At 60.5% G+C, this 4,898-nt stretch carries 6 protein-coding genes and 1 pseudogene; 5 read left to right on the forward strand and 2 right to left on the reverse strand.

Translation table 11 applies throughout. The features are described 5' to 3' along the window. On the reverse strand, window positions 1-216 hold a 216-nt coding region (locus tag AC1D1P_RS14215; protein ID WP_477673435.1), incomplete at its 3' end, for a nucleoside/nucleotide kinase family protein. A 43-nt stretch (window positions 217-259) separates the two neighbouring features. Then, window positions 260-1,177: a YicC/YloC family endoribonuclease gene (locus AC1D1P_RS14220; protein WP_477668271.1), complete on the reverse strand. Its 918-nt coding sequence runs from the start codon at window positions 1,175-1,177 to the stop codon at window positions 260-262. Window positions 1,178-1,247: 70 nt separating this feature from the next. Between AC1D1P_RS14220 and AC1D1P_RS14225 the strand changes: the two genes are divergently transcribed. From AC1D1P_RS14225 to AC1D1P_RS14245, 5 genes and pseudogenes are all read left to right on the forward strand, one after another. Continuing rightward, window positions 1,248-2,255 carry a serine/threonine protein kinase gene (locus AC1D1P_RS14225; protein WP_457282180.1) on the forward strand — a complete coding sequence of 336 codons (1,008 nt, stop codon included), beginning with the start codon at window positions 1,248-1,250 and terminating at the stop codon, window positions 2,253-2,255. Continuing rightward, the gene (locus tag AC1D1P_RS14230; RefSeq protein WP_477673436.1) at window positions 2,252-3,154 is read left to right on the forward strand and encodes a PP2C family protein-serine/threonine phosphatase; all 903 of its coding nucleotides are present in this window, start codon (window positions 2,252-2,254) and stop codon (window positions 3,152-3,154) included. Before AC1D1P_RS14225 ends, AC1D1P_RS14230 begins: the two co-directional genes overlap by 4 nt. Before the next feature lie 130 nt (window positions 3,155-3,284). Next, window positions 3,285-4,013 (forward strand): ribonuclease PH, encoded by a 729-nt coding sequence (gene rph, locus AC1D1P_RS14235; protein ID WP_477668270.1) that lies wholly within the window; start codon window positions 3,285-3,287, stop codon window positions 4,011-4,013. Window positions 4,014-4,059: 46 nt separating this feature from the next. Then, window positions 4,060-4,668 carry an RdgB/HAM1 family non-canonical purine NTP pyrophosphatase gene (gene rdgB / locus AC1D1P_RS14240; RefSeq protein ID WP_477668269.1) on the forward strand — a complete coding sequence of 203 codons (609 nt, stop codon included), beginning with the start codon at window positions 4,060-4,062 and terminating at the stop codon, window positions 4,666-4,668. A gap of 14 nt (window positions 4,669-4,682) precedes the next feature. After that, window positions 4,683-4,898: pseudogene (locus tag AC1D1P_RS14245) on the forward strand (radical SAM family heme chaperone HemW); the annotation flags it as partial.

Genomic DNA, 4,898 nt, shown 5'->3' on the forward strand with positions numbered 1-4,898 from the left:
TTCCAGGAAGGAGTCGCGCAGCACCATGCCGTCAAAGTCCTCGGGCGAGAGAAAAAAGTACTCCCTGCCGTGCTTTTCCTGGCCGCGCGGAGGGCGTGTGGTGTGTGACACTGCGGGCTGGATGCGTGAATCCAGTTCAAGAAGGGCTTTGACCAGGCTGGATTTGCCGGCCCCGCTGGGGGCGGCTACAACAAAGAGGTTTCCGGGGTAGTCCATGCGTCCTGGGCGGTGATTTCGGTGTTTTAGGCTAGGGGCGGGGCTATTCGACGTTCTGGACCTGCTCACGGATCTGCTCTATCAGCACTTTCATGTCGACAGAAATGCGTGTCAGCTCGAGGGACGCCGATTTGGAGCCCAGTGTATTGGCTTCGCGGTGCAGCTCCTGGATCAGGAAATCCAGGCGCTTGCCCAGTTCCCCGCCGTTTGCCAGAAGGCGGTCAATTTCATCCAGGTGCGAGGAGAGGCGGGTGATTTCTTCCGCGACGTCAATGCGGATGGCAAAGGCTGTGGCCTCTGTCAGCGCCCGGTCCTGTGCAACTTCCGGCAGCGTGGCGCCGTCCGACAGCGCCATGGCTTCTTTCCAGCGTTCCAGGAAGCGGGTTTTCTGTTGCTCAACCAGTTTGGGCACCATGGGTACCGCCAGCGCTGCTAGCGCACGCAGCTGTCCCGTGCGGTCAAGCAGCATGTCGGCCAGCCGGGCGCCTTCGCGTTCGCGGGCCGCCATCAGCTCTTTCAAGGCCTTTTTGGCCAGCTTGAGCAGCTCATCGCTGTAGTCATGTGGTTTTTTGTCCTCATTGGTGGCGATCCGCAGAATATCTGCCACGCTGAGTGCGGGTGCCTGCGGCAGCCAGGATTTGATGCTGTCCTCCAGCGATCCGAGCCGTTGCAAGGTTGCCGAAGATGGCGCGCGCAGGGTGCCGGCCGAGGTACTTTCCAGCGAAACCCGCACTTCTACCTTGCCGCGCTTGAGCTTGCCGGTGAGCAATTCGCGCAATGCGGGCTCGGCCTGCCTCAATTCGTCGGGCAGGCGAAACGCCAAATCAAGAAACCGGCTGTTGACGGAGCGTATTTCGACGCCCAGACGGGAGCTGGCATCCGCGCCCGATTCAGTTTCCGGGGCGGATTGCGCCATGCTCGATTGCACGGCTGCATAACCCGTCATGCTGTAAACTGACATTTAAAAATACGCTTTACTAGAGAGAGAACAAGACCCAGACTGACCAAGTCATTCTGGCTCATCCCAAATTATGTCAAAGGTCAAGCCCGCACCATTGCCGCCCGACACCGTGATTGGTGGCTATCGTGTTGTGCGAAAGCTTTCAGCCGGTGGCTTTGGCGTAGTTTACTTGGCCGTCGACAACGAGGGCCAGCAGGTCGCCATCAAGGAGTACCTGCCGTCGTCCCTGGCTGGCCGGGCCCCGGGGGAATTGCTTCCGCAGGTCCAGGCTGAAAAGCTCTCGCTGTATCGTCTGGGACTCAAAAGTTTCTTCGAAGAAGGCCGTTCGCTGGCCCAGATTTCACACGGCTCCGTGGTCAGTGTGCTGAATTTCTTCCGTGAAAACGAGACCGTTTACATGGTCATGAATTACCTGGAGGGCGGAACCCTGCAGGATTTCATCATCACGGCCCGTGAGCTGAAAAAGCAGAAGGTTTTCCGCGAGTCGACCATCCGTTCGCTTTTCGACGAAATCCTTCGGGGATTGCGCATCGTGCACCAGCACAAGATGCTCCACCTGGACATCAAGCCCGCCAACATCTTCATTACCGACGATAACCGTGCCGTCATGATCGACTTCGGCGCAGCCCGAGAGGTGCTGAGCAAGGAAGGCAACTTCATCCGCCCCATGTACACCCCGGGCTTTGCTGCCCCCGAGATGTACCGCAGGGACTCCTCCATGGGTCCCTGGACCGATATCTATGCGATCGGTGCCTGCATTTACGCCACCATGCAGGGCTACCCCCCCAATGACGCGCCGCAGCGCCTTGAAAAAGACCGTTTGTCGCTAGCCCTGTCCCGTTTGCGTGGCGTGTATTCCGACAACCTGATTGAAGTTGTAGAGTGGTGCATGTCCCTTGACCCCTTGTCACGGCCGCAGTCGGTATTTGCATTGCAAAAAGAATTGAGCAGGGAAGGTGAGCGTCGTTACACCAAACTCACCGTCAGCGAAAAGGTTCGCCTTCAGTTTGACAATATGGTGTCTGACACGAAAAAAACAGCGCGCAAGGCCACTGGCTACGCGACTAAATTCAAATGAAATTCTCAGTCTTTCAGGTAAGCCGAAAAGGCGGGCGCGAGAAGAATGAAGACCGGATGGGCTATTGCTACACGCGAGAGTCGGGCCTGTTTGTGCTGGCAGACGGCATGGGCGGCCATCCTGAAGGCGAAGTGGCGGCGCAGCTTGCGCTGCAGACCATTTCCGCGCTGTACCAGAAAGAAGCGCGCCCTGTCATTGAAGACACCACCGAATTTCTTTCCACCGCGCTGATGGCGGCGCACCACCAGATCATTCGCTACGCCAGCGAAAAAGGCATGCTCGACACGCCCCGCACCACGCTGGTCGCGGCGATTTTGCAGGGCACCGGAGCCACTTGGGTCCATTGCGGCGATTCACGCCTGTATGTGGTGCGAGACGGCGAACTGCTGACACGTACCCGCGACCACTCCTACCTGGAGCAGCAGAGCGCCGGCGTCATCAAGCTCGAACGCATCAACCGCAACATCCTGTTCACCTGCCTCGGTTCTCCTACAAAACCTGTTTTTGACGTTGCCGGGCCCGTGACCCTGCAGCAGGGCGACAAGCTGCTGCTCTGCTCCGACGGTCTCTGGGGCAGCCTGAGTGACGAGGAAATTGTCCGCCAGCTGGCCGGCAAAGGGGTTTCGGATGCCGTCCCCGACCTGGTTGAAAATGCCTTGCGTACCGGCGGCGAACACAGCGACAACGTCACCGTGCTGGCCATGGAGTGGGAAACGCCTGACGCCTTCGAATCCACCCGGGGGGTGTCTACCGACAGCATCATGGACGGCGTTTTCGCCTCGACCATCCAGGCCGGCGTGCTGGATACCGTGGTGGACGACCTTKACGAAGCGACCATTGAACGCTCCATCGCTGAAATCAACGAAGCCATTCGCCGCTCAGCCGCAAGAAAAGCCTGATACCCCGGGTTAGCCGTTTCGGTGGCTGCGCCTTCGGCGCCGCTTGCCTCTCCCGTTTCCGCTCCATTCCAATTCCGTTCCCCCTCAATTCCGCCATTCAATCCGGCGCCTTGCCAGAAAGCCATCCACCATGAGTCAGTTTGAACGAAGCGGCGCGCGTGCGGCCGACGCCCTGCGCCCCGTGCGCATCACCCGCCACTACACGGCCTACGCCGAAGGCTCGGTGCTCATCGAGTTCGGCGGCACCAAGGTGCTCTGCACCGCCTCCGTTGAAGAAAAAGTGCCCGGCCACAAAAAGGGCAGCGGCGAAGGCTGGGTCACCGCCGAATACGGCATGCTGCCCCGCGCCACGCACACCCGCGGAGACCGCGAAGCCGCCCGCGGCAAGCAAAGCGGCCGCACCCAGGAAATCCAGCGCCTCATCGGCCGGTCGATGCGGGCGGTGTTTGACTTGAAGAAACTCGGCGAGCGCACCATCCATCTTGATTGCGACGTGATTCAGGCTGACGGCGGCACCCGCACCGCCAGCATCACCGGCGCTTTTGTGGCTGCGCAGGACGCCGTTAATACCCTGCTGGCCAGCGGCAAGCTCCAGCAAACCCCCATCATCGACCACGTCGCGGCAATTTCGGTCGGCATCGTGCGGGGTACGCCCCTGCTGGACCTGGAATACACCGAAGACTCCGCCTGCGACACCGACATGAATGTCGTCATGACCGGCGCCGGCAACTACGTGGAAGTGCAGGGCACCGCCGAAGGTGCGGCGTTCTCGCGCAAGGAAATGGACGCGCTGCTGGTTCTGGCCGAAAAAGGCATCGTCGAACTGGTCGGCATGCAGAAACAGTCGCTATCAAATTAATAGCTGCTCGCGCAGACCCCTATTGGCCTGGAGCCATTTTTTGCTTATGAAAATCGTACTTGCGTCGAACAACCAGGGCAAACTCGCCGAGCTCAAGGCCATGCTCCTTCCCCTGGGCCTGACGCTGGTCAGCCAGGCCGAGCTGGGCCTGCCGGAGGCTGACGAGCCCTTTCGCACCTTTGTGGAAAACGCACTTGCCAAAGCCCGCCAGGCGTCGCGCCTCAGTGGCCTGCCCGCGCTGGCCGACGACGCCGGTTTGTGCGTGGATGCCTTTGGCGGCCTGCCCGGCGTGGACACCGCGTTTTACGCCACGCAGTTTGGCTATGCCAAGGGCGACGACAACAACGTCAAAGCCTTGCTGGAGCAAATGGCCGGCCTGACGCAGCCCGCCCAGCGTCGCGCGGCGCTGGTTAGCACCCTGGTGGCGGTCCGGTCTGCAGAAGACCCGGAGCCACTGATTGCCTCAGGCCGCGTGGCCGGAGAAATCGCACCCGCGCCCGTCGGCAGCAACGGCTTCGGTTTCGACCCCGTGATGTACATCCCCGAGTTCGGCCAAACCTTTGCACAGTTGCCCGTTGAGGTAAAAAACGCCAACAGCCACCGCGGCAAGGCCGCACGGCAAATGATCGAACTCATGCGTGAGCGCTGGCTGTAACCACTCTTCCTTTTATGGCCCAGCAAGACATCCAGCACTACATGCGCAGCGGCACGCTGCAGCTGGCCGCGTTGCCGCCGCTGTCGCTGTACGTGCACCTGCCCTGGTGCCTCAAGAAATGCCCTTATTGCGACTTCAATTCGCACGAGGTCGCGGGCGAAATGCCAGAGCAGCGCTACATCGACGCCGTAGTGGCCGATCTGGAGGCCGCGCTGCCCCTGATCTGGGGC

The organism is Polaromonas sp. P1_E1_2 (assembly GCF_056406035.1).

What these genes read in the sequence shown, in the direction of transcription:
- rph (WP_477668270.1), top strand. Translation starts at nt 3,285, where the DNA reads ATGAGTCAGTTTGAACGAAGCGGCGCGCGTGCGGCCGACGCCCTGCGC.
- rdgB (WP_477668269.1), top strand. Translation starts at nt 4,060, where the DNA reads ATGAAAATCGTACTTGCGTCGAACAACCAGGGCAAACTCGCCGAGCTC.
- AC1D1P_RS14225 (WP_457282180.1), top strand. Translation starts at nt 1,248, where the DNA reads ATGTCAAAGGTCAAGCCCGCACCATTGCCGCCCGACACCGTGATTGGT.
- AC1D1P_RS14220 (WP_477668271.1), bottom strand. Translation starts at nt 1,177, where the DNA reads ATGTCAGTTTACAGCATGACGGGTTATGCAGCCGTGCAATCGAGCATG.